Below are 23,576 nucleotides of genomic sequence, written 5' to 3' on the forward strand. Positions count from 1 at the left end.
GCGCGTGCGTAAGACTGCCGCTGCTCTGATCACCCTCGGCCTCGCCGCCCTCGCCCTGGCCGGCTGCTCTGCCGGCCCCTCGTACGAGGGCCAGGCCTGCTCGGCGAAGCCGACCTCGTCCGCGCTCACGAACTCGGTCACGGTGAAGGGCGACTTCGGCTCGGCGCCGCGGGTGACGTTCGCGTCGCCCACCAAGGTGCCCACGTCCAGCGTCGACGATCTCATCACGGGCAAGGGATCCGCGATCACCGCGAAGAACCAGCCGTTCGTCATCGACGTGGCCCTCTACGACGCCAAGACGGGCGAATCGCTCGGCAGCACCGGCTTCGACGGCTCGACCCAGGTGGCCGACATCACCATGTGGGACGGTCAGCTCAAGACCATCGGCGACGCCCTCGGGTGCGCCAAGGCGGGGTCCCGCCTGCTGGTCGGGTTCCCGGCGCGCACCGTCGCCGAGGACGCGGCGGTCGCAGTCGTGGACGTGCAGAAGGTCTTCCTCCCGCATGCCGAGGGGTCGCTGGTCTACAACGATGCGCTCGGCCTTCCGACCGTGGTGCGCGCCCCCGACGGCCGTCCCGGCATCATCATCCCCGACGCCAAGAAGCCTGCCAAGCAGGTGACGCAGACCCTCATCAAGGGAAACGGCCCGAAGGTGAAGAAGACCGACGTGCTCCGGGTGCAGTTCACGAGCGTGGACTGGGACACCCGCAAGGTGCTGAAGTCCACCTGGGACTCCCAGTCCACGGCGATCTCCGGTTCGGAGCTCGAGGGCCAGACGGTCGGATCCCAGGTGCTCCTGGTGATCCCGCCCGCCGGGGCGGGCCAGAGCACCGGCTCGGACGGCAACGGCACCCAGGCGATCGTCGTCGACATCCTCGGTGTGGACTCGGCCGCCTCCTTGTCCTCGGGGCAGTAGATGGCGGCACGGATCCCCGCGGAGGAGCGCCTGACGAACCTCGTCGTGGCGCTCATGGCGACGGAGATCGGCCTGACGAAGCAGCAGATCCTGGCCTCGGTCTCCGGCTACCGGCAACGGTCCGGAGGCAAGGCGGACGCCCTCGACAAGATGTTCGAGCGGGACAAGGAGGAGCTCCGCGCCCTCGGCATCCCGATCGAGACCCTCGGCGACCACGCGGATCCGAACGATCTCCGAGAGGCGCGCTATCGCATTCCGAAAGCGGAATACGACCTCCCCGTCGACATCGAGTTCACCCCGGCCGAGCTCGCCGTGCTGCGGCTCGCGGGCAGCGTGTGGAGTGAGGAGTCGCTGTCTGCGGACGCCCAGGCCGGGGTGCGCAAGATCCGCGCCCTCGGCATCGAGGTGGACGAGCCGATCATCGGCTTCGCTCCGCGGATCACGGCGCGTGATGCCGCCTTCGCCCCGCTGCAGGGCGCGATCGAGCGCAGCGTCGTCGTCTCGTTCGACTACCTGAAGCCGGGGGAGCAGGCGCCTCGGCGTCGCCGCGTGCAGCCGCTCGCCCTGGTCGAGTACGAGGCGCGCTGGCATGTCTTCGGCCAGGACATCGATGCCGAGGGCGACCGGATGTTCCTGCTCACCCGCATCGTCGGCGACGTGACCGTGACCTCCGAGCCGTTTCCCGCGGAGCTGCGCGAGGGCGCCGGTGAGCGTGCGCTCGCGAGTCTGCAGGCGGTCGCGGCGGCGCATTCGGCGCTGCTCGAGGTCACCCCGGGCACCGAGGCCGCGCTGCGGCTGGGACGGCGCGCCGAGCCGGCCGTGCAGGGGATCCGCGTGCCGTACGTGGACCTGCACATCCTCGCCGACGAGCTCGCCTCGTACGGCCCTGAGGTGCGCGTGGTCGAGCCCGCGCTTCTGCGCGAGGCCGTGATCGCGCGCCTGAAGGCAGCGGCGTCCGCACACGCCGAGTCGAAGGGCGGCGAATGATGGCCCCCCAGCGCAAGCCCCTGCTCAGCTCCGACCGCGTGCGCGCCTACCTGACGCTCGTCCCGTATCTGCTCGAGCGCGGTGAGGTGTCGCTGGCCGAGGCGGCGGCGGAGTTCGACATGTCCGAGACGCAGATGCGGGCGATGGTCGAGAAGCTCACCGTGATCGGGCTTCCCGGCGACGAAGGCTACTGGCAGGCGCCGCAGGAGCTGTTCGACATCAACTGGGATCTGCTCGACGAGCAGGGGATCATCGAGATCACCAACGACGTGGGACTGCGCCGCGTGCCGAAGTTCACCGCGCGCGAGGCGGCCGCCCTCGTGGCGGGCCTGCAACTCGCCTCCGCGGTGCCCGGTGTCGCGTCGTCGGCCGTGGTGCAGGGGCTCATCGCGAAGCTCTCGCGCGGCGCGGCCGGCCTGCCGGCCGACGTCATCGTCGCGCCGGGACCGGTCGACGAAGTGCGCACCGTCGTCGCGACGGCGCTGAAGCAGCGCGTCGCCGTGGCGTTCACCTATCGTGCACCGGATGCCGAGCCGACGACGCGCACCGTGGATCCGGTCACCGTCCTCATCACGAACGGCCAGTGGTACCTGCAGGGGTGGTGCCATCTGCGGCGCGCGATGCGCACGTTCCACCTCGATCGCGTCAGCGAGCCCCACCTGACCGACATCCCGATCACGCACGGCGACGAGCCCGTCCCCGAGCTGTTCGCCGGCGACACGGAGCGAGACGAGGCCGTCATCCGCTTCCCGGAGCGACTGGCACCGCTGCTGCGGGACTACCTGAATCGGGCCGACGTGACCGTCGCGGACGGTGAGATGACGGCGACCCTGCACGTGGGCGACCCGCTCAGCCTGAAGCGCCTGGCCGCCCGCTTCGGCGGCGCGGTCGAGATCCTGGAGCCGTCCGCGGCGCGCTGTGCGGCGCGCGACTGGGCGAATGCTGCGCTTGCGCTGTACTCCGAACAAACCACTCCGCCGTCACGATAGACTGTGCAGAACACCCGAACCATCAAGGGAGATCATCATGTTCGCCGGGCTCAACGGATGGCACCTCGTCATCATCCTCGCCGTCATCCTGCTCCTGTTCGGCGCGGCCAAGCTTCCCGCACTGGCGAAGAGCATGGGCCAGTCCGCCCGCGTCTTCAAGGGTGAGATGAAGGCCATGAAGGAGGAGGACGCGGCAGCCGCCGCGAACGACACTGCAGCGTCGACCCAGGCGCCGGCGACGACCGCGCTGCCGACGCAGACCCAGAACACCTCCGCTGACACCACGGCCGTCACCCCGCCGCACGACGCCGGTACCCAGCGCTGACAGGCGTGACCGACGTGTCACCCGCGACGAAGGGCCGCAAGCCGCGTCGCGACAGCACCATGCCCCTTGCGGGGCATCTCGTGGAGCTTCGCAAGCGGTTGGTCATCTCGGCCGCCGCTCTGCTCATCGGGATGATCGTGGCGTTCCTCATCACGGATCCGATCATCTCCTTCGTCACCGAGCCGATCCGGCAGGTGGCGAAGGAGCGCGGCGACGACTTCGCGGCGCTCAACTTCGGCACGGTGACGGCCGCCTTCGACATGCGGATGCGGATCGCGTTCTCGATCGGCATCTTCCTGTCGGCGCCGATCTGGCTGTGGCAGATCTGGGCGTTCATCATGCCCGGTCTGACGAGGAAGGAGATCCGGTACACCGTGGGCTTCGTGGCCTCCGCTGTGCCGCTCTTCTTCGCCGGCTGCTACGTGGGCGTGCTGGTCATGCCGCACATCGTGGAGCTGATGTGGGGCTTCACGCCCAAGGGCGCCGCCAATCTCTACAACGCTCAGGACTACTACGACTTCGTCTTCAAGCTGATGCTCGTCATCGGCATCTCGTTCATCATCCCGGTCTTCCTCGTCGCACTGAACTTCGCCGGCATCATGTCCGGCCGCGCGATCCTGAAGGCGTGGCGGATCGCGATCCTGATCGCCTGTCTGTTCGCGGCCCTCGCGACCCCTGCAGCGGACGTGGTCAGCATGCTCATGCTCGCCGGGATCCTCATCGTGCTGTACTTCGCCGCGGCCTGCCTGTCGCTGCTCTTCGACCGGCGCAAGCACAAGCGGCAGCAGGAGTTCCTCGAGGAGTCCACGGTATGACGTCGCCGGCGGATCGCTACGCCGCCGCTCGCGCCGCTCAAGACTATCCCGCCACGACCGCGTTCGCGGCCATGCAGCGCTTCCAGCTGGACCCGTTCCAGATCGAGGGGTGTCATGCGCTCGAGCGCGGCAGCAGTGTGCTCGTCGCCGCCCCCACCGGTGCCGGCAAGACGATCGTCGGCGAGTTCGCGATCCACCTGGCGATGTCGACGGCCTCCGAGAAGGCGTTTTACACGACGCCGATGAAGGCGCTGTCCAACCAGAAGTTCCGCGAGCTCGTCGACGTGTACGGGGCCGACCAGGTGGGCCTGCTCACCGGAGACGTCAACATCAACGGATCCGCCCGCATCGTGGTGATGACCACCGAGGTGCTGCGCAACATGATCTACGCGGACTCGCGCACGCTCGACGACCTCCGCTACGTGATCATGGACGAGGTGCACTACCTCGCCGACCGCTTCCGCGGCGCGGTGTGGGAAGAGGTCATCATCCACCTGCCGCAGAGCGTGCGGCTCGTGGCGCTGAGCGCGACGGTCTCCAACGCCGAGGAGTTCGGCGACTGGCTCGACACCGTGCGCGGCGGCACCGAGGTCATCGTGTCGGAGACACGGCCGGTGCCGCTCGAGCAGCACGTCCTGGTGCGCGACGATCTGCTGCCGCTGTTCGACGACAGGGCCGGGATCGCGACGGCCCACGTCAACCAGGAGCTGCTGCGCATCCGCTCCTTCGGCGGCGCCAATTACGAGCGCAACCGCGACGCGCAGCAATACCGCAGCGCCAGGCACGCAGGGGCGCAGGGGCGGCGGCCGCAGCGGGGCGGCAAGCGTCCGGTGCGCTCCGCAAACGTGCGCCGGATCGAGCGGCTGGACCGGCCGCAGGTGGTGGAGCTGCTCGACCGGGCGAACCTGCTGCCGGCGATCTTCTTCATCTTCAGCCGCGCTGGGTGCGACGGAGCGGTGCAGCAGGTGCGCCGTTCGGGACTGCGCCTGACCACGGCCGAGGAGCGCCACGAGATCCGGGCGATCGTCGAGGACCGCGTGCGCACGCTGCGTGACGAGGACCTCGCGGTGCTCGGCTACTGGGACTGGCTGGACAACCTCGAGCGCGGCGTCGCGGCGCACCACGCGGGGCTCCTGCCGGCGTTCAAGGAGATCGTCGAGGAGCTCTTCCAGCAGCGCCTGCTGAAGGTCGTGTTCGCCACGGAGACGCTCGCCCTCGGTATCAACATGCCGGCGCGCACGGTCGTGCTGGAGCGCATGGAGAAGTTCAACGGCGAGGCGCGTGTTGCGATCACGTCGGGTGAGTACACGCAGCTGACCGGTCGCGCCGGCCGCCGCGGCATCGACGTCGAGGGGCACGCGGTCGTGCAGTGGACCGAGGGGATGGATCCGCAGGCCGTCGCCGCGCTCGCCTCCCGCCGCACGTACCCGCTCAACTCGAGCTTCCGGCCGACCTACAACATGGCGGTCAATCTGCTCGCCCGATTCGGGCGGAACCGGTCGCGCGAGATCCTGGAGTCGTCTTTCGCGCAGTTCCAGGCCGACCGCGCCGTCGTGGGCCTCGCCCGCAGCGTCCGCGAGGCCGAGACGTCGCTGGAGGGCTACCTCGCGTCGATGACCTGCGACCGCGGCGACTTCACGGAGTACTCGGGGATCCGGCGCGAGCTGAGCGACCTGGAGAAGAAGAACCGGTCCGATCAGCAGGCGCCGCGTGCTGTGCGCGACAAGCGACTGCGCCGGATCGAGTCGCTCCGGCGGGAGATGCAGCGCCACGCCTGCCATCGCTGCCCGGATCGCGAGGCGCATGCGCGCTGGGCGGAGCGCTACTGGAAGCTGAAGCGCGAGACCGACCGGATCCGCAAGCAGATCGAGAACCGCACCGGCACCGTGGCACGCGTGTTCGACCGCGTCATCGACGTGCTCACCGAGGTCGGCTACGTGCAGGGGAGCGGAGACCACCTCACGCTCACCGAAGCAGGCCGCACCATGCAGCGCATCTACGGGGAGCGCGATCTCCTCGTCGCCGAGTCCCTGCGCCGCGGGCTGTGGCACGGGCTGGACGCGCCGTCCCTGGCGGCGATGGCGTGCGCGCTCGTGTACGAGCCGCGCCGCGACGACGGGTCGGCAGACCCTCGCGACCTGCCGCGCGGTCGTTTCCGCATCGCCTGGGAGCGCACGCAGGAGCTCTGGGCCGAGCTCGACGACATGGAGCACGACAACCGCCTGCCCGGATCCGACCGTCCGTCGGCGGCCCTGTCCGGCGCGATGCACGCCTGGGCGCGAGGCAGCTCGCTCGACGCCGTCCTGGAGGATGCGGACATGGCAGCGGGCGACTTCGTGCGCTGGGCGAAGCAGACCATCGACCTCCTGGACCAGCTCTCCATCGTGGCGCCCGATGCTGAAACCGCCCGCACCGCCCGTGCCGCGCTCGACGGCGTGCGCCGCGGCATCGTCGCCTACTCCTCGATGTGATCGTGACCGCTTCCGCCGCCGCAACCCGCGCCCGCGCCGGGTCAGAACCCTCGCGTCCGCCGCTGCCGCTCTGGGCCGCGGTCGTCGCGGCGGCAGGGGCCGGCGGTCTCATGAACCTGGCGTTCCCCTCGCCGTCGGTGTGGATCGCGACCGTCCCCGGGGTTGCGCTGCTGCTGTGCGCGCTCATGGGGCGGCGGATCCGTTCGGCGCTGCTGGTCGGCTTCGTGTACGGTGCCGTGTTCTTCCTGATCCTGGTGTCGTGGACGGCGCGCTATCTGGGGCCGATCCCGTGGCTCGCGCTGGCGCTGTTCGAGGGCGTGCTGACCGCGGTCGCGCTGATCCCGGTGACCCTCGCATACCGCTGGATCCCGCAGGTGATCCGACCCCGGTTCATGCGCTCGCTCGTGCTCTCCCTCGTCGTCGCGGCGCTGTGGATCGGCCGGGAGCTGTTCCTCGGCAACTGGCCGTACGGCGGCTTCCCGTGGGCGAGGATCGCCTACACGCTGTCGAACGCCGATGCGGCGCGAGTGTCCAGCTGGATCGGGATCAGCGGGCTCGGGTTCGTGCTCGTGCTGCTGATCGCGCTCCTCGTCGAGCTCGCGCGGGCGGGCCGGCCTCTCCGCGTCGGCGGGCTGGTGCTTCCGGCAGCTCTCACGGCGCTGCTCGTATTCCTTCCGGGGTTCCCGACCGCTGCGCACGGCACGATGCGCATCGGCGCGGTGCAGGGGAACGGACCCACCGGGTACTTCGACCAGCGCGCGCCCCTGTCCGTTCTGAATGCGCAGACCTCCGCCACCGAGTCCCTGTACGGCGAGCGGATGGACCTGCTGGTCTGGCCCGAGGGAGGGCTGGACGGGGATCCCTTCCAGGATCCGGCGCTCGCAGACGGTCTGGACGAGGTCGCGGCGAAGGTGCGGGCGCCGATCCTCGCGAACGCCGCCACCCAGAAGGGCGAGGCCTTCTTCAACACCTCGTTCCTGTGGCCGGACACGGATCATGGTGCCCTCACCCGGAGCGACGTGCAGACGCACGCGAAGCGTCACCCGGTGCCGTTCGGCGAGTACGTGCCCGATCGTGCGTTCTACTACGCGCTCGCCCCTGACCTGATCGGGCTCATCGGACGGGGATACACTCCGGGCACGGATGCGCCTGTCGTGCGCGTCGGGAAGACCCCGGTGGGCCTGGCGATCTGCTTCGACGTGATCTACGACGACCTCATCGCCGAGGGCATCGGCGGGGGAGCGCAGGTCCTCGTGTTCCAGACCAACAACGCCGACTTCCGCGGCACGGTGGAGAACCTGCAGCAGCTCGGCATCGCCCGGATGCGCGCCGTCGAGACCGGCCGCGCCGTGGTGAACATCTCCACAGTGGGCACGAGTCAGGTGATCCGGCCCGACGGATCGACGCAGGCTTCCCTGCACGCGGATCGCCCCGGTGCGCTGCTCGACGATGTCGAACTTCGCACCGGGGCGACGGCGGGGGTGATGCTCGGCCCGTGGGTCGAGCAGGTCCTGCTCTGGGGCGGACTGCTCGCGCTCTGCGCAGCCGGCGGACTGGCGCGCCTGCGGCGGGCCGGATCCGGGGCTTAGGCCCCGATCCGCTCGCGGGTGGGGTCGTCGCCCGCACCGCGGCGCGCGCGAATGAAGGCGAGGCGCTCCTCCAGGAGCTCCTCCAGCTCGGCACGGGTGCGGCGCTCCAGCAGCATGTCCCAGTGGGTGCGGCCGCTCTTGTCGCCGTTGTCCGCGACCTCGACGGGCTTGCCGTCGATCTGCAGGCGCGCTTCCGCACCGCACGCGCGGCACTCCCAGGTGGCAGGCGGCTCGGCGTCCGCCGCGAACATCAGGGTGGTCACGTGGTCGCAGGTGTCGCAGGTGTAAGCGGTCTGCGTGCGCTCCATGAACACGACGCCCTCTTCGCTCTGAAGGCTCTGGGCGCCGAGTCGGATTCCTCGAAGGCTGCGATCTGCCATTGTGTGGTCCTCTCGTCGCCCTCAGGTATAGCGGCCTGGGCTGTGCAGAAGGTGCGAAGGGAGCAAACCGTGAACGCTTTCACAGTCGATACCCAGCCCCGTGGGCCGGGGCGCCGGATCTGAGACCGAGTACGGCGGATCCCGCGACCGCGTCTCAGTCGGAGCGCAGCGCCGCGATGGCGAGGTCGGCACGGTCGGTGACGATCCCGTCGGCGCCGGCGGCGACCAGCGCGCGCATCCGGTCGGGGTCGTTCACGGTCCACACGTGCACCTCGACACCGGCGTCATGCGCCGCACGCACGAGCGCCGGCGTGAACACCCGCAGCGCGCCGTACCGCTCCGGGATCTGCACGGCGTCGACGCCGCGCAGGACGCGCCGGGACCACGCCGTCAGGCGCAGCGCCGACGCCGAGCGCAGCAACGCGATCGTGGTGCGGCCGCCCGACGACGCCGGAAGGACCTCGGCGCCGGCGTCGCGCGCCGCATCCAGGGCGGCGCGGCGGTTGCGGTCGTCGAAGCTCGTGAGCAGCACGCGGTGTCCATGCCGGGCGACCGCGCGTCCGACGTCCGCGGCGGCGGCGCGCGCCTTCACGTCGACGTTGAACCGCAGGGCGGGGAACGCTTCGAGCGCCTCGCCGAGGCTGAGCAGACCGCCGTGGGCCGCGAACAGGTCCCCGAGCTCCCTGGTGCCGACCTCGGCGACCGGGCGCGGATCGCCGAGCAGCCGCTGCAGCGTCTCGTCGTGGAAGAGGACCGCATCGCCGTCGGCCGTGGCGCGGCAATCGGTCTCCACGTACTCGGCACCGGCGGCGTCCGCGGACGCGAGGGCGAGCGCCGAGTTGTCGAACACGGACGAGTCCTCGCCCACCAGACCGCGGTGGGCGAGGACTCGTGGCGCGGCGGCGCCCTCGAAATAGGGGTGCGTCACGCGGTGCCGTCGGCGCTCGGCGCCTGAGCGGCAGCGGCGGCCTCGGCCCGCGTCGAGGGCACCGCGGGGCTCGCGGGGGCCTTCGGCGGGAACGGCGCGGATCCGCCCGCCCCGGGTGTGAAGGCACCACCGAAGTTCTTCAGCGCCTCGGTGAACTCGCTGGGGATGATCCACAGCTTGCTCGATGCGCTCTCGCTGATCTTGGGCAGCATCTGCAGATACTGGTACGCGAGCAGCTTGTCGTCCGGCTGGCCCTGGTGGATGGCGTTGAAGACGTTCTGGATCGCCTCCGCCTCGCCCTCGGCACGCAGCACCGCGGCCTGCTTCTCGCCCTCGGCGCGCAGGATCTCCGCCTGACGCTGGCCCTCGGCTTCGAGGATCTGGGACTGCTTGGTGCCCTCCGCGGTCAGGATCGCGGCGCGGCGGTCGCGCTCCGCACGCATCTGCTTCTCCATCGAGTCCTGGATCGACACGGGCGGGTCGATGGCCTTGAGCTCGACGCGCGAGACGCGGATGCCCCACTTGCCGGTCGCCTCGTCGAGCACGATCCGCAGCTGGCCGTTGATGTTGTCGCGGCTGGTCAGCGCCTCCTCGAGGTTCAGGCCGCCGACGACGTTGCGCAAGGTGGTCGTGGTGAGCTGCTCCACGGCACCGAGGTAGTTCGCGATCTCGTAGGTCGCCGCACGCGCGTCGGTGACCTGGAAGTACACGACGGTGTCGATGGACACGACGAGGTTGTCCTCCGTGATCACCGGCTGCGGCGGGAACGACACGACCTGCTCGCGCATGTCGATGAGGGGGCGCAGGCGGTCGATGAATGGGACGAGCAGGTTCAGACCGGGGGAGAGGGTCTTGTGGTACCTGCCGAGACGCTCGACGATGCCGGCCGTGGCCTGCGGGATGATCCTGACCGATCGCGCGATCGTCACCAGCACGAAGATGATGACGGCGATCGCCAGGATCCACCCGATGGCGGTGGGGATGAAGGACGCACTGTCCATGAAGGGCTGCTCCTGTTTCTCCTAGTCGTGGGCGGAACGGACGTACGCGGTGGCGCCCTCGATCCGCTCCACGGTCACCGGCGCGCCGGGCGCCAGAGGAGCGATGACGGGGGCCTCCGAGGCGAGGCGGGCGGTCCAGGTGTCGCCGTTGCTGAGCTTGACCTGTCCGGTGAGCGAGGTGACCTCCAGCAGCACCGTGCCGTGCAGGCCGATCAGGGCGTCCACGTTGGAGCGGGTCTGGTCCTCGCCGCGATGCAGGCGGCGCAGCAGCGGCGGCCGCAGCAGGAAGATGAGCAGCACCGCCGCGAGAGCGGCGATGATGACCTGGACCCAGACGGGCCAGCCGGTGAGTGTGGAGAGCAGACCCACCGCGGAGCCCAGGCCGAGCATGAGGAATGTCATGTCGAGAGTGAAGATCTCGATGACGAAGAACAGGACCATGAGGACCAGCCAGCCGATCCACGCCCAGTCCTGGAACATCTGCAGGATCGTGTCCATACCGCCCCTTCTTTTTGCCAACCTATCACGACGCTGGGAAGGCGATTCCAGGCGGCGCACCGCGGAATCACGCGGGTTGGTAGGGTGATGTCGTCCCACCCGCGCGCCCCGGCGCATGCTCTCGAGGAGTCCTCGTGTCTCAGACCCTTCCCGCCGATTCGCTGACCGGCAAGGTCGCCCTCGTCACCGGTTCCTCCCGCGGCATCGGCGCCGACACGATCCGCTACTTCGCCGAGGCTGGCGCGGACGTGGTGATCAACTTCCGCAACAAGGCGCCGCGTGCGGAGAAGCTCGCCGCCGAGGTTCGCGCGCTGGGACGCCGTGCGCTCGTCGTCGGCGCCGACCTCACCGACCCGGCATCGGTCGCCGACATGTTCGACGCGGTGAAGGCGGAGTTCGGCGGGCTCGACATCCTCGTGCTCAACGCGTCCGGCGGCATGGAGGCGAACATGGGCGAGGACTATGCGCTCCGCCTCAACCGCGACGCGCAGGTCAACGTGCTCCAGACCGCTCTTCCGCTGCTGCGCGACGGCGGCCGCATCGTCTTCGTCACCAGCCACCAGGCGCACTTCATCCGGACCACGCCGACCATGCCGGAGTACGAGCCCGTCGCGCTGTCCAAGCGCGCCGGCGAGGACGCCCTGCGCGAGCTGATCCCGACGATCGAGGCGCAGGGCGTCGAGTTCGTCGTCGTGTCGGGCGACATGATCGAGGGCACCATCACGGCGACCCTGCTCGAGCGGGCGAACCCGGGCGCGATCTCGCAGCGCCGGGAGTCGGCCGGACGTCTGTACAACGTCGCCGAGTTCGCCGCTGAGGTCGCGCAGGCCGCCGTCGAGCCCGTGCCCGCCGACCACACCCGGTTGATCGGCGACGTCAGCGGCTTCGTCGCCGAGTAGTCCGCATACGAAGAAGCGGTCCGCAGCGCACTCCGCTCCGGACCGCTTCTTCGTGGCCGGTCAGAGTCCTGCCACGTCTGCGACCGCCTTCGCGTCCTTCGCGATCGTGATCGCGCGCACGATCTGCGCGATGCCGAGCACGACGAGCGAGATACCGAGGAAGATCCAGAAGAACGGCACGGCCGCGAGGCCGAGGCTGATCACCGCGATGCCTGCGACGATGCTGAGCAGCGCGTAGAGCAGCGTCCAGGTCTTGGATCCGTCCTGGCCGATGAGGCTCAGCGAGACGACCCCGTCGAAGATCCAGCTGACTCCGATGAAGATCACCGTCACGAGCGCGAACGCGACCGCCGCTGCCTGGATGTTGGTGAACGCGATCACGCCGGCGACGATGTAGAGGAGGCCGAGAACGATGTGCCCGAGACGTGCCCAGCCCGTCCGCGCGGCGCCGAAGATGCCGAGCCCGATGTACACGATGCCGGCGACGATCAGATAGGCGGCGACGATGCCGGTGAGGACGAAAGCGGTCTTGACCGGCCAGACCAGCATCACGATGCCCGCGATGAGGGCGATGACTCCGGACACGGCGAGGAAGATGCGAAGCGACTTCACGAGGCTCTTCGCATCGGCAACTGCTTCGGACATGAGATGACCCTTTCTGAGGATTCCCTGGGAACGGGGGATGCGCTCACTGTACCGCCGCGTACGGAAAAGGCCAGGTAGCCGGGCGTTCACCGCCCCGCGACATGCGAGGATCGAGAGATGAGTCCCGCCGACGACGACCGCCTGCGCGATCTCGCGGCGCTGCGCTCCGTGCGCGATCGGATCGACCGGGACTACGCGCAGCCCCTCGACGTCGAAGCGCTCGCAGCCGGGGTGCACATGTCGGCGGGGCATCTGAGCCGGCAGTTCAAGCTCGTCTACGGCGAGCCGCCGTACTCCTATCTCATGACGCGCCGGATCGAGCGCGCCATGGCGCTGCTGCGCCGAGGCGATGTGTCCGTGACCGAGGCGTGCTTCGCGGTCGGATTCCAGTCGCTCGGCACGTTCAGCACGCGGTTCTCCGAACTCGTCGGCGTCTCGCCGAGCCGCTACCGGGCGGATCCGGGTCTCGGGCCGGGGATCCCGTCGTGGATCGAGAAGCAGGCGACGAGACCGATCAGGAATCGAGAAGCCCCGGCGGATCCGCCCGCGTAGCGTGAGCGTCATGGACATCACGATCAACGCCAGCTTCCTCCCGCACACCGACGCGGAGGAGTCCCTCCGCTTCTATCGCGACGTGCTCGGCTGGGAGCTCCGCAAGGACGTCGGCTACCAGCAGATGCGCTGGCTCACGGTCGGCCCGGTCAACCAGCCCGACACCTCCATCGTGCTCACGCCACCGGCGGTCGATCCCGGCATCAATGACGATGAGCGCCGCACGATTCTCGAGCTCATGGCCAAGGGCAGCTATGGGGGCGTCGTGCTCGCCACGGCGAACGTGGACGCGGCGTTCGCGGAGATCGAGGCTCGCGGCGCCGACGTCGTGCAGGAGCCCATCGATCAGCCTTACGGGATCCGCGACTGCGCGTTCCGGGATCCCGCCGGCAACATGATCCGCCTGCAGCAGGTCGCCTGAGCCGTCCAGCGGGGCCCGCCGGCGCGTCGGCGGGCCCCGCTAGTCTGTGTCCCGCCCCTTCAGCGCCCACAAGACGGAGAAGACCGCGCATGACCGAGCCGCACATCGCCGACACCCATGACGTCATCAGGGTGCAGGGCGCCCGCGAGAACAACCTCAAAGACGTCTCGATCGAGTTGCCGAAGCGGCGCCTGACGGTGTTCACGGGCGTGTCCGGATCCGGCAAGAGCTCGCTCGTGTTCGACACGATCGCGGCCGAGTCGCGTCGGCTGATCGACGAGACCTACAGCGCGTTCGTGCAGGGGTTCATGCCGTCCGTGCCGCGTCCCGACGTGGACGTGCTGGAGGGGCTCACCACGGCGATCCTCGTGGATCAGGAGCGCCTGGGCGCGAACCCGCGCTCGACCGTCGGGACAGTGACCGACGCGAACGCGATGCTGCGGATCCTCTTCTCGAAACTGGGCACCCCGTACATCGGCGGTCCGACCGCCTTCTCGTTCAACATCCCCACCCAGAAGGCCAGCGGCGTGATGACGGGCCCGGGCGGCGAGAAGAAGATCGTCAAGGACGCGATCTACCTCGGCGGGATGTGCCCGCGCTGCGAGGGCAGGGGAGCGGTGTCGGATCTGGATCTCAGGCAGATCGTGGACGAGACCAAGTCGCTGAACGACGGCGCGATCATGGTGCCCGGCTACGCCGCCGACGGCTGGATGGTGCGTCAGTTCGCGGAATCCGGCTTCTACCCGGCCGACAAGCCGATCTCCACGTTCACCGAGAAGCAGCGCCACCTGTTCCTGTACGGCGAGGTGACGAAGGTCAAGATCAACGGGATCAACATCACCTATGAGGGTCTGATCCCGAAGATCACCAAGTCGATGCTGTCGAAGGACATCGACGCGCTGCAGCCGCACATCCGCGCCTTCGTGGAGCGGGTCGCCACCTTCGCGGTGTGCCCGGAGTGCGACGGCACCCGGCTCACGGAGGGCGCGCGTTCGTCGAAGATCGACGGGGTGAGCATCGCCGACGCGTGCCGCATGCAGGTCACCGACCTTGCGGGGTGGGTGCGCGGGCTGGATCTGCCGGGTGCTGGGCCGCTGCTCGATGCGCTGCGGGCGAACCTCGACGCGTTCGTGACCCTGGGCCTCGGTTACCTCTCCCTCGAGCGGCCCAGCGGCACGCTGAGCGGGGGAGAGGCGCAGCGGATCAAGATGCTGCGCCATCTCGGCTCGTCCCCCACGGACGTGACCTATGTGTTCGACGAGCCCACGATCGGACTGCATCCGCACGACATCCAGCGCATGAACCGGCTCCTGGAGCAGCTGCGCGACAAGGGCAACACGGTGCTCGTCGTCGAGCACAAGCCGGAGACCATCGCGATCGCCGACCACGTGGTCGATCTCGGGCCCGGGGCCGGCAGCGCCGGGGGAGAGATCTGCTTCGAGGGCACCGTCGAGGGTCTGCGCGCGAGCGGGACGCTCACGGGACGGCATCTCGACGATCGTGCCGCGCTGAAGCCCGAGGTGCGCGAGCGCACGGGAGCGATCGAGGTGCGGGGCGCCACGACCAACAACCTCCAGAACGTCGACGTCGACGTTCCGCTGGGCGTGCTCACCGTCGTCACGGGTGTGGCCGGATCCGGGAAGAGCTCGCTGATCCACGGCTCGGTGGCCAAGCACGACGGGGTCGTCTCGATCGATCAGACAGCGATCAAGGGATCGCGGCGCAGCAATCCGGCGACATACACCGGACTGCTGGAGCCGATCCGCAAGGCCTTCGCGAAGGCGAACGGCGTGAAGCCGGCGCTGTTCAGCGCGAACTCCGAGGGGGCCTGTCCCACGTGCAAGGGTGCCGGAGTGATCGTCACCGAGCTCGGCTTCATGGACACGGTGGAGAGCCCGTGCGAGGACTGCGGCGGAAAGCGCTTCCAGGCGGCCGTGCTCGACTACAAGCTCGCGGGCAAGGACATCACCGAGGTCCTCGACATGCCGGTCGCGGAGGCGCACGAGTTCTTCCGCGGGGGAGAGGCGAAGATCCCCGCAGCCGTCACGATCCTGAGCCGGCTCGAGGACGTCGGACTCGGGTATCTGTCGCTGGGGCAGCCGCTGTCCACGCTGTCGGGCGGAGAGCGCCAGCGGATCAAGCTCGCGACGCAGATGGGTGACGGTGCCGACGTCTATGTGCTGGACGAACCGACGACCGGCCTGCATCTCGCCGACGTGGCGAACCTGCTCGCTCTGCTGGATCGCCTCGTCGATTCCGGCAAGTCCGTGATCGTGATCGAGCACCACCAGGCGGTGATGGCGCACGCCGACTGGATCATCGATGTCGGACCGGGTGCCGGGCACGACGGCGGGCGCATCGTGTACAAGGGCACGCCCGCGGATCTCGTCGCGGCGAAGTCCACCGTGACGGGGGAGCACCTCGCCGCGTACGTGGGCGCGTAAGGGGGCACGGTGGCGGATCTGAAGATCACGACGCGCAATTCGCGGTTCCAGCTGCTCGAGGCGCTGACGCGCAATCGCACACATCGCACCCGGGAGCACCGGTTCGTGGTGCAGGGCGTCCGGCCGATCACCCAGGCGATCGCGCACGGCTGGACGGTGCTCACCGCGGTCCACGACGCCGAGCGTTCGCTCTCGCCGTGGGCGCGCGACGTCCTGGCGCACGCGCGCGAAACGATCGCGATGAGCCCTGCGCTGCTCGCCGAACTCGCGGACAAGGACGAGGGCGCGACCGAGGTGATCGCGGTCGTCGCCATGCCGGGCGAGGACTTGACACGGATCCCCGTGCCGCCGGACTTCCTCGGCGTGGTCTTCGACCGGCCGACCCAGCCGGGGAACATCGGGGCGATAGTGAGGTCGATGGACGCGCTCGGCGGCCATGGGCTGATCGTCTCCGGGCATGCGGCCGATCCCTACGATCCGAAGTCGGTGCGCGCGTCGACCGGATCGCTGTTCGCCACGCCGGTCGTGCGAGCCACGTCGCCGGGACCGGTGCTGGACTGGGTCCAGGCCCAGCGTGCCGCGGGAGCGGCGATCACGATCGTGGCGACCGACGAGCACGGCGACGTCGACGTGTGGGACCACGACTTCACCCAGCCGTCCCTGGTGCTCATCGGGAATGAGACGGGCGGGCTCGCGCGCGCCTGGCGCGAGGCCGCGGACGTCATGGTCCGCGTGCCGATGAGCGGATCCGCCAGCTCGCTGAACGCCTCGAACGCGGCGACCCTCATGCTGTACGAGGCGGCGCGGCAACGAGCCGGTGCCCGTTGAGCACTAGGCTCGCGATCATGCGAGGTCTCAGAGGAGCAGTCGCGACCGTGGCGGTGGTCATGTTCGGCGCGCTGACGGGATGTGCAGGGAGCGTGGGTGGGGCCCCGCCCGCTGTGCCCGAACCTTCTCCGACGGGGTCTGCGACACCCTCGGTCAGCCCCGGAACGGTCGAGGCGCAGAAGCGGGCGGATGGGTGGCTCGCCACCGCTTCCGTGCCGGCCGGCGCCGTCCCGGTTGATCGTGCGCCTGTCGCATTCCAGTCGTACACGGGATGGCCGTGCCCGGCGACGGTCGCGGAGGAGCGTTACTGGACAATTCCGGACCTGTCGCTCTCGGATGCCATGACCTGGATGGTCGAGAATCCGACTCCGGGACTGATCCCCAACCGCACCCAGGCGCCGGATCCCGCGCACGTGGGGACCGAGATCGGGTTCGGCGAGGTGCCGCATCGTGGTGCGTTGGAAGGAATCGCCTTCACCATCGACACGCTGCCGAGCGGAGGCGTGGCGATCCGCGCCGAAGTCGGCGCGGACCCAGTGGATGTGCCGTGTCCGCCTCCGCCGGGCGGCGGACAGTGGGGCGAGCCGGGCTTGGGCTGACCGGGCAGGGGACCTCGCTCACGATGGTCCCCACGGACCTCGCGGCCGTGCGCGGGGGAGCAGAGCCGACCGTCACCGACCACGGCAAGGCGGTCGGTCGCCTGGTGCTTTTGGTGGAGAAGGCGCCCTGGAGTCGCTGTCGGCTCCCGCCCTCGAGGTGCGCGCCGCGCTGCGTGCGGTGCCGGTGGGGCGGCCCCTGTCTGAAGTCGCCGCTGTCGGACTCGACCAGGCTGAGCCGGAATCGCCTCGAATGCGGAGCGGATTTCCGTTATGTCAGGTTCGAAGAGGCATGTCGTCACGGATGGTCCTGTCGCCGTGCATAGGGATGACGGATGACCCGACGGGTGCTGCTGGACGTCAACGTCCTGCTCGCGCTGAGCTTGAGGCATCACGAGCAGGCGCGCAAGCGATTCGCCGCAATTCAGTCGTGGTGCACGACGCCGATCACCGAAATCGGCCTGGTCCGTCTGCTTCTCAGGGAGACTGTTGTCGTGCGAGTCGTGCGCGCTCAGGACGTACGGGAGCAGCTCCGCGCGCTGAGAAAGTGCCCGGCAGGCAACGTGGACGGAGCTGACTTCTGACGGTGGCTGATACTCCGATAATGCACATTATGTCAGTTGATATCGACACTATGTGCGCTTCTCGCAATCGTGAAGAAGCGGGTAACTCCTCCCCGCCCTGCTGGATCTAGAGGTTGAACTGGGGTTCTCGCAGGCTCGGATCCTGTCCGCTCGTGACGGACTCCCGCGCGCCAGAAACGCGACGGACTCCGTAGGAATCGCTCCTGATCAGGAAATCCTCGCGCAATGATTGCGTTTCTCGCAAACAACGTGCGAGACTCGCAATCGCTGCGACGCCGGTATAGCGGCGCTTCGATTGGGTGTAATGGTGTGTCAGGAGGCAGGGATGGCGGGCGATGACAACGTGGTCTTCGCGCCGTTCGGGTTGCAGGTTCCCGACCCTGAGTCGTTCATGGCTGCGATCTTGGACGGCTGGGGCAGGCAGCAGCGTGCGAAGGACTTCTCCCCCGCAACGATCCGTACGCGACGGCGGCTCGTGCTCGCGTTCATCGACTTCACCGGGCACTACCCGTGGGAATGGACTCTCGGTGACGCCGACGATTACTTCTCGCACGCTCGCGGGGTGCGCAATCTGTCGCATGCGACGGTGCGGTCGTACCAGACGGCGATCAAGCTGTTCTGCGATTTCGCGTGCGACCCTGCATACGAGTGGAACGAGCAGGCCGCGAAGCTCTTCGGCCAGGTCTTCGCGCAAGTCGTCACCGAGCTCAACCGCGTCACGCACTCTCACGCAAACACGGGACGACCGGAGAAACGCGCGTTCACCCAGCACGAACTGCAGCAGCTCTTCGACCTCGCCGACCTAGAAATCCAGCGCATTCTTCACGCGGGACGCCGCGGCCCTCTGGCAGCCTGGCGCGACTCGGTCGCGTTCAAGACTCTCTATGGTTGGGGCTTGCGGACGAACGAGCTGCGACATCTGCAGACCGTCGACTTCTCGCGCAACGGCCGTGCGCCCTATATGCGCGACTTCGGGGTGCTGCGGGTCCGCTGGGGCAAGGCACATCGCGGAAGTGCGAAGAAGGTGCGCTCGGTCTTGACCGTGTGGCCCTGGACGGTTGACGTTATCGAGGACTGGATCGACCGTGGGCTCCCTCGCTTCGGGGATCCGATCAACGACATTTTCCCGACCGGTCCCGGCGGGCTCGTCTCCGAGTCACACCTTCTCGGGAGGTTTCGTGGGCTCGTCGACGAACTCGGGTTCCCTCCGGGCCTCGACCTGCATTCCTTCCGGCGCTCCTACGCAACGCAGCTCATCACCGGCGAGGGATTCGACGTCACCTTTGCACAGCTCCAGCTTGGGCACGAGCATGCCGCGACCACCTCGATCTACACACTCCCCTCCCCCGACTACCAACGGCTCTCGCTTGAGCGAGCACACGCACGCACTCTCGAGGCGGCACAGTCGCCGACTTCCATGAGCAGGAGGACCCCATGAGTCGACGCGAACTCACCTACACCTGGCGGGTGCGGGAGATCATGGCACGACGCCGGATCTTCACCGCCAAAGACCTCGCTCCCCTACTCCACGAACGCGGTATTACCCTGACACCGAACGCAATTTGGCGGATCGTCGCGGGCGAACCCGAACGGATATCTCTCAAAATGCTCGTCGCTCTCTGCGACGCACTCGACGTCGAGATGAACGACCTCATCACGTTCACCGCGATCGACGCGAAGACCACACGGCGGCGGAAGGTATCGGGTGAGACCACGGGGCTGGCGGACTTGAGCGACTACCGCCCGGTGCGCGCACGCATCGTCGACGACAATGACTGAGATGCCGCGAGGTCGGCCAGCTACCGGCGGGAACGGCTCGAAGCGCGCGCCAACTCTCCGAGGGCTCGAGCCGCCGGCACGTCGCGGGCGGCCGCGCTCCACCGGCGCGAACACCTGCGACCGCTGCGGGCGCACGGACGTAGCGAAACTTCGGGTGAAGTGGCCTGACGGGAGAATCTGCGGCATCTGCTTCACCACCGCGACCCATACCTACGGGAGGTGCCCGGGCTGCGAAGAGGAAGATCGGATGTTGCCCGGACGCGACGACGAACGCAACCCGATCTGCCGAACGTGCGCGGGAATCACCACGCGGCTCGAATGCGTCGATTGTGGCCGCGAGGCAGAGCGATTCCGTGCCGGCGCCTGCGTGCGCTGTGTTGTCCGTGGCCAACTTACGGAACTTCTCCGCCCCGAATCGGATCTTCGGCTACACCGCCTCGTCGACACCCTCGCCAGTGTGCGCCGCCCCGAGAGCATCTATACGTACATGCGCGGCGCCCGCGCTCGCGCACTGCTGACCGCGATAGGCAACCGCGAACTCGCACTCACCCAGGGAGCGTTCGATCAGCTGACGCCAGGCCCGGCCGTCGAGCATCTCCGCGCCCTGCTCGTTCACCACCGAATGCTCCCCGAGCGTGGCACCGTGGAGGAACTACACCGCTTCGAACAATGGATCGTCGAGCGCCTCGCGGCTCTGCCGGATGACGGTACCCGCGACCGCATCGAGCGCTTCGCGACCTGGCACCACCTCAGACGGGTCCGCGAACGCGCCCGCGAGCCCGAGGTCAACATCGAAACCGTGACTCACGCGGCCAAGCAGGAGATCACGGAGGCCGGCAAGTTCCTGCTCTGGCTTCGCGCCGAGTATCGGTTCAGCGCTGCGCAGCTGCGCCAGGAACATGTAGACGACTACCTCTCAAGCGGCACAAGCACCCGAAAGCACATCCGAAACTTCGTCCGCTGGCTCAACCGAGACGACCACCGCAGCGGTAAGGCCGGCCGGCTCGACGTTCCCTTCCGCCAAGCTCATTCGGAGCCGATGCTGCGGCAGAGCGAGCGGATCACACTCGTCCGAAACTGCCTGGAATGGGACCAGGTGATGCTGCCGACGCGAATCGCCGGGCTCCTCCTTCTGCTCTGGGCCCAGCCATTGAACAAGATCGTGATGCTCAAACAGGAGCACGTTACAGTCCGCGCCGACGGAATGACCCTGACACTGGGACAGCATCCCACCGCGGTCCCGGAAGCCGTCGCCGACCTCTTCTGGCGGCACCTGGAATCGCCCGGCAATCCGCGCACTGTGAACACCGGGACTTCATGGCTCTTCCCCAGCACGCAGGCCGGACGACACCTCCACCCCGGGACGCTGTCCGAGCGTCTCAAAGTGCTCGGGATCGATGCCCAGCGTGCACGCAACGCAACACTGCGCGACCTCACCCATGATGTCGACGCGCGAACGCTGATGGACCTACTCGGCTACAGCAAACCCGTCGTCGCCCGATACGCGGCTCGCGCCAGCGCACCAATGTCGGATTACATCACCCTCAAACGACGGACCATGCGGTGACGTCCGACCGCACAAGCCGCCTGCTCGCCCGATCTCCACTTGCCGCAGTTCAGTTCAGCTAACCCGCGGGGATATGGCTGTGCGTGGCGAGGCTCAGTCTCTGTGGATGTCCGAGGTGTGATGGGCACCTGAACGCTACTGGTCGGCGGAAGCGCTATGTCTGCGGGTCCGATGCTCGAGCGGATGTGTGAGTCCTCCATTTGTCGGCGTTCCTAGTTGTGCGCGCCGCAGGTTGAGGTGTCGGTCGGCGCTGTGTCCACAACGGTGGTCGTTACGGCCGTCGAAGCGATCGTGGTTCCCGCAGGAAGCCCGTTGTAGCCGTTGAGCGCGACCTGCCGTTCTCCGATGAACTGGCCCGTGGCAGGGTCGATAATGAGATCTTGACGAGTATTGGACGCAGTTTCGACGCGTCCGATGGCGGTCCCTTTCGCTCCGTTGAGCGTGGCTTGCTCCTCGGTTATCGTTACACCTGGAATCAGGGCTGCGGCCTTGTAAAGTTCGGCGCGTACCTCGGCGGGTACGGTGCCCGAGCGGAGGGTGTCAGCGATCCATACGAGCGCCTCGCCGTCGCGCGACTGGCCCGCTTTGCCGTTGAACGCGTAGATCGCGTCGAGAAGTTGCTGTGGGTCACTCGGTAGGGCGTTGTAGTCATCGCTCAGGTTCCGAGTGCCGTTGTTGTAGCCGCCGAATGCGTCGCCGTTGGGTGCGTCACCTCCGGGGAGGCGACGGAAGACGCTGGTATCGCCGCCTGAGGTGAATATCTTGGCGAGTGCTTCCGATTCGGGACCAAAGGTCTGGAATGGCGTCCGCGCGCAGGAGATCCACACCCAGTCGGCGGCGCGGTCGGCAGGCACGTACGTCTCGTCGTGATAGTTCTCTAGGAAGGAGACGAATGGCCCGTCCTTCTCGACACTTCCGGTGGCTGCGAAGATCGCGTCGGTTCGCACGAGCTTGTATTGGCCAGCAGCAACGACAGGGTCGCTGAACTCGAGGGTGGCGGTGGCTGCCGATTCGAGGACGCTGGCCGCTGCGGGATCGGCGGCGCCGTCCAAACCCCCAATGCCGAGAACATTGGCGGCGACGATCGCGACGGTGAGCCCCGTAGCGGTGAGCGCGGAGAACCCCGTCCACACCATTGTTCGCCGCCGGCGACGCACCCGCGGCTCCACTACCTTCAGGTTTTCGACGCCGGCGAAAAGCGAGAACGGCGACTCTTCGTCGATCGCACGGAACAGTGCAGCACGTCCGCGAGCGATGTTCTGTGGAGTGCGTTCCGGAATATCATTCCGCGACCGACGCAGGAGCGAGATCTCGTCCATGATGTTCTTCCTTGTCTAGGCGGGCTGTTGAGTCGATCGCGATGCGGAGCTTGCGCCGGGCGCGGCTCAGCCGTGACCGGACAGTGCCGGTGGGGATGCTGAGAGCAAGGCCAATACCCTCGTGGTCGAGATCGGCGAACGCATGCAGTAGGAGTACGTCACGATCTCCAGCTGGCAGTCGCGCGATTGCCCGACCGAGCCGCTGTACGACGCCTTTTGCGTCGATGCGGGCATCCGCGGCATCGAACTCGTCGACATCGACGCGGGCAAGGTCAGCGACCAGCATTCCCTTCCACGCTCTGGCCTCTTGCCGGGAATGCTTCTGCATCAGCGTGGTCGCGATTCCGAGCAACCACGGGCGCGCATCCCGTCCTCCGTAGAAGTCCTCTCGTCGAGTGAACGCCACGAGGAACGTTTCGGAGGTGATGTCATCAGCATGAGATACACCGATCCTGCGAGCGGCATAGCGGTAGACCACACGCTCGTGGCGGTCATACAGCTCGGCGAATGCCGCTCGCTGCTCCAGGGAGCGGCTGATGATCTCGCCGTCGTCGATGCTCACACTCTGTATTGTCCGATCCGTCCAGCCGCGTTCACGGCAATTTCGTACACGCCTCAAATCTGGCCCACGAGTACGGCATGTCGGAGGACATGCTCGCGACGAGGAGGCGCCGGTGCGCCGGCCTGTCAAACCAGACGTCGGTGGAGCAGTCGTGCGTTGAGTGGCGCCGCGCAGTTAACGCGGCGATCCCCGACGACTGGCGGCTGAGTCCCCACCTGGGACGGGCGATTGGTGAAGGAACGGATAACGCGGTTACCCATCAGAAGATGGCTTGTTCTCACTGGATGCGAATTCGACACCTGGTACGACTCCCCTGGTGCGGTCCGGAACTGCGGGGTCATGTCGCGCGCGTGGAAGGCACCGTGGCTGGGGTTACGGTCGTCAGGCTGACACTCCGAATTGCTCCTGACGTGGTGTTTCGCTGCCGCACTTGCGGATGATTCGCGGATAGTGCGAGACTTTCGCGTATTATGCGAGTGTC

The 23,576-nt window shown here is 68.0% G+C and carries 24 protein-coding genes; 17 read left to right on the forward strand and 7 right to left on the reverse strand.

Features of this window, described 5'->3' with window-relative positions:
• The first annotated feature begins 4 nt into the window (after nt 1–4).
• The 7 genes from ACYQ1L_RS09555 to lnt are packed head-to-tail and all read left to right on the forward strand — an operon-like array spanning nt 5 to nt 8,092.
• Nucleotides 5–916, forward strand: a complete 912-nt coding sequence (locus ACYQ1L_RS09555; RefSeq protein ID WP_460003944.1) for an FKBP-type peptidyl-prolyl cis-trans isomerase — start codon at nt 5–7, stop codon at nt 914–916.
• Nucleotides 917–1,903 (forward strand): helix-turn-helix transcriptional regulator, encoded by a 987-nt coding sequence (locus tag ACYQ1L_RS09560; protein WP_460003945.1) that lies wholly within the window; start codon nt 917–919, stop codon nt 1,901–1,903.
• Nucleotides 1,900–2,892: a helix-turn-helix transcriptional regulator gene (locus tag ACYQ1L_RS09565; protein WP_460003946.1), complete on the forward strand. Its 993-nt coding sequence runs from the start codon at nt 1,900–1,902 to the stop codon at nt 2,890–2,892. The genes ACYQ1L_RS09560 and ACYQ1L_RS09565 overlap by 4 nt, the downstream gene beginning before the upstream one ends.
• 37 nt (nt 2,893–2,929) lie before the next feature.
• Complete coding sequence (gene tatA, locus ACYQ1L_RS09570; protein WP_460003947.1) at nt 2,930–3,217, forward strand: Sec-independent protein translocase subunit TatA; 288 nt, start codon at nt 2,930–2,932, stop codon at nt 3,215–3,217.
• A 59-nt stretch (nt 3,218–3,276) separates the two neighbouring features.
• A complete protein-coding gene (gene tatC / locus ACYQ1L_RS09575; protein WP_460005793.1) occupies nt 3,277–4,032 on the forward strand; it encodes a twin-arginine translocase subunit TatC in 756 nt (251 codons plus the stop codon).
• Complete coding sequence (locus ACYQ1L_RS09580; protein ID WP_460003948.1) at nt 4,029–6,503, forward strand: DEAD/DEAH box helicase; 2,475 nt, start codon at nt 4,029–4,031, stop codon at nt 6,501–6,503. The genes tatC and ACYQ1L_RS09580 overlap by 4 nt, the downstream gene beginning before the upstream one ends.
• A 2-nt stretch (nt 6,504–6,505) precedes the next feature.
• Entirely contained in the window at nt 6,506–8,092 is a 1,587-nt protein-coding gene (gene lnt, locus ACYQ1L_RS09585) for an apolipoprotein N-acyltransferase (RefSeq protein ID WP_460003949.1), read from the forward strand.
• Here the strand turns inward: lnt and ACYQ1L_RS09590 are convergent.
• The 4 genes from ACYQ1L_RS09590 to ACYQ1L_RS09605 all read right to left on the reverse strand — a co-directional run bounded on the left by ACYQ1L_RS09590 (nt 8,089) and on the right by ACYQ1L_RS09605 (nt 10,899).
• Complete coding sequence (locus ACYQ1L_RS09590; protein WP_460003950.1) at nt 8,089–8,472, reverse strand: RNA polymerase-binding protein RbpA; 384 nt, start codon at nt 8,470–8,472, stop codon at nt 8,089–8,091. The genes lnt and ACYQ1L_RS09590 overlap by 4 nt on opposite strands.
• 154 nt (nt 8,473–8,626) lie before the next feature.
• The gene (locus ACYQ1L_RS09595; RefSeq protein ID WP_460003951.1) at nt 8,627–9,400 is read right to left on the reverse strand and encodes a glycerophosphodiester phosphodiesterase family protein; all 774 of its coding nucleotides are present in this window, start codon (nt 9,398–9,400) and stop codon (nt 8,627–8,629) included.
• A complete protein-coding gene (locus ACYQ1L_RS09600; protein WP_460003952.1) occupies nt 9,397–10,401 on the reverse strand; it encodes an SPFH domain-containing protein in 1,005 nt (334 codons plus the stop codon). The genes ACYQ1L_RS09595 and ACYQ1L_RS09600 overlap by 4 nt, the downstream gene beginning before the upstream one ends.
• Before the next feature lie 21 nt (nt 10,402–10,422).
• On the reverse strand, nt 10,423–10,899 hold the full coding sequence (locus ACYQ1L_RS09605) for an NfeD family protein (RefSeq protein WP_460003953.1): 477 nt from the start codon (nt 10,897–10,899) through the stop codon (nt 10,423–10,425).
• Between the two features lie 134 nt (nt 10,900–11,033).
• Here ACYQ1L_RS09605 and ACYQ1L_RS09610 point away from each other — a divergent pair, with 134 nt between their 5' ends.
• Entirely contained in the window at nt 11,034–11,798 is a 765-nt protein-coding gene (locus ACYQ1L_RS09610) for an SDR family oxidoreductase (protein ID WP_460003954.1), read from the forward strand.
• A gap of 60 nt (nt 11,799–11,858) precedes the next feature.
• Here the strand turns inward: ACYQ1L_RS09610 and ACYQ1L_RS09615 are convergent, their stop codons facing one another.
• On the reverse strand, nt 11,859–12,443 hold the full coding sequence (locus ACYQ1L_RS09615; protein WP_460003955.1) for an HdeD family acid-resistance protein: 585 nt from the start codon (nt 12,441–12,443) through the stop codon (nt 11,859–11,861).
• Between the two features lie 117 nt (nt 12,444–12,560).
• On the opposite strand from ACYQ1L_RS09615, the gene ACYQ1L_RS09620 reads away from it, so the two are divergent.
• The 9 genes from ACYQ1L_RS09620 (at nt 12,561) to ACYQ1L_RS09660 (ending at nt 21,214) form a co-directional block, all read left to right on the forward strand.
• On the forward strand, nt 12,561–12,995 hold the full coding sequence (locus ACYQ1L_RS09620; RefSeq protein ID WP_460003956.1) for a helix-turn-helix transcriptional regulator: 435 nt from the start codon (nt 12,561–12,563) through the stop codon (nt 12,993–12,995).
• A gap of 10 nt (nt 12,996–13,005) precedes the next feature.
• Nucleotides 13,006–13,416: a VOC family protein gene (locus ACYQ1L_RS09625; protein WP_460003957.1), complete on the forward strand. Its 411-nt coding sequence runs from the start codon at nt 13,006–13,008 to the stop codon at nt 13,414–13,416.
• An 89-nt stretch (nt 13,417–13,505) separates the two neighbouring features.
• Nucleotides 13,506–15,860, forward strand: a complete 2,355-nt coding sequence (locus tag ACYQ1L_RS09630; RefSeq protein WP_460003958.1) for an ATP-binding cassette domain-containing protein — start codon at nt 13,506–13,508, stop codon at nt 15,858–15,860.
• Nucleotides 15,861–15,869: 9 nt separating this feature from the next.
• Nucleotides 15,870–16,688, forward strand: coding sequence for a TrmH family RNA methyltransferase (locus ACYQ1L_RS09635; RefSeq protein ID WP_460003959.1), 819 nt, complete (start codon nt 15,870–15,872; stop codon nt 16,686–16,688).
• 47 nt (nt 16,689–16,735) lie between these two features.
• Entirely contained in the window at nt 16,736–17,287 is a 552-nt protein-coding gene (locus tag ACYQ1L_RS09640; RefSeq protein WP_460003960.1) for a hypothetical protein, read from the forward strand.
• Between the two features lie 332 nt (nt 17,288–17,619).
• Nucleotides 17,620–17,868 (forward strand): PIN domain-containing protein, encoded by a 249-nt coding sequence (locus ACYQ1L_RS09645; RefSeq protein ID WP_460003961.1) that lies wholly within the window; start codon nt 17,620–17,622, stop codon nt 17,866–17,868.
• 325 nt (nt 17,869–18,193) lie between these two features.
• Nucleotides 18,194–19,306 carry a tyrosine-type recombinase/integrase gene (locus tag ACYQ1L_RS09650; protein ID WP_460003962.1) on the forward strand — a complete coding sequence of 371 codons (1,113 nt, stop codon included), beginning with the start codon at nt 18,194–18,196 and terminating at the stop codon, nt 19,304–19,306.
• Nucleotides 19,303–19,647 (forward strand): helix-turn-helix domain-containing protein, encoded by a 345-nt coding sequence (locus ACYQ1L_RS09655; protein ID WP_460003963.1) that lies wholly within the window; start codon nt 19,303–19,305, stop codon nt 19,645–19,647. Before ACYQ1L_RS09650 ends, ACYQ1L_RS09655 begins: the two co-directional genes overlap by 4 nt.
• 247 nt (nt 19,648–19,894) lie before the next feature.
• The gene (locus ACYQ1L_RS09660) at nt 19,895–21,214 is read left to right on the forward strand and encodes a hypothetical protein (RefSeq protein WP_460003964.1); all 1,320 of its coding nucleotides are present in this window, start codon (nt 19,895–19,897) and stop codon (nt 21,212–21,214) included.
• 212 nt (nt 21,215–21,426) lie between these two features.
• Here ACYQ1L_RS09660 and ACYQ1L_RS09665 read toward each other — a convergent pair whose 3' ends face one another.
• Together ACYQ1L_RS09665 and ACYQ1L_RS09670 are read right to left on the reverse strand one after the other, a co-directional pair.
• Nucleotides 21,427–22,533, reverse strand: coding sequence for a CU044_5270 family protein (locus ACYQ1L_RS09665; RefSeq protein ID WP_460003965.1), 1,107 nt, complete (start codon nt 22,531–22,533; stop codon nt 21,427–21,429).
• On the reverse strand, nt 22,496–23,095 hold the full coding sequence (locus tag ACYQ1L_RS09670; RefSeq protein WP_460003966.1) for an RNA polymerase sigma factor: 600 nt from the start codon (nt 23,093–23,095) through the stop codon (nt 22,496–22,498). The genes ACYQ1L_RS09665 and ACYQ1L_RS09670 overlap by 38 nt, the downstream gene beginning before the upstream one ends.
• Between the last annotated feature and the right edge of the window lie 481 nt (nt 23,096–23,576).

Source organism: Microbacterium xylanilyticum (assembly GCF_054654695.1).